The following is a 433-nucleotide window of genomic DNA, read 5'->3' on the forward strand; positions in this document are numbered from 1 at the left end:
TGCCTGTGGCTATCGTGCGTACTGGTGTTGTCATTCATCCTAAAGGCGGCATGCTCGGTAAACTATTAACCCCGTTTAAGATGGGCGTCGGTGGACAATTGGGTGATGGTCAGCAAATCATGAGTTGGGTCAGCCGTGAGGACTGGGTAGGGGCAGCGATATTTATCATTGAGAAGCATCTAGCTGATGATGTGAGCACTCAAGCCATGCATGAAAACACCCAACAGACTACAAATGACACAACAGCGGTTGTGTACAACTTAACCGCACCCAATCCCGTGAACAATCATACTTTCACCAAAACACTGGGGTCATGGTTACACCGTCCGACATTCTTTACCCTACCGAATTTCTTACTTAAGCTGATGTTTGGTGAGATGTCGACGCTACTAATAGATGGGCAAAAAGTATTACCGCAAGCGTTATTAGATGC

General features: G+C 46.7%; 1 protein-coding gene. It reads left to right on the top strand.

Translation table 11 applies throughout. The features are described 5' to 3' along the window. A partial coding sequence (locus tag AAEZ03_RS25995; protein WP_350582611.1) for a DUF1731 domain-containing protein occupies nt 1–433 on the top strand: 433 nt, incomplete at both ends.

This window comes from Pseudomonas sp. HY2-MNA-CIBAN-0224 (assembly GCF_040310285.1).
GTDB lineage: Bacteria > Pseudomonadota > Gammaproteobacteria > Pseudomonadales > Pseudomonadaceae > Aquipseudomonas > Aquipseudomonas helleri.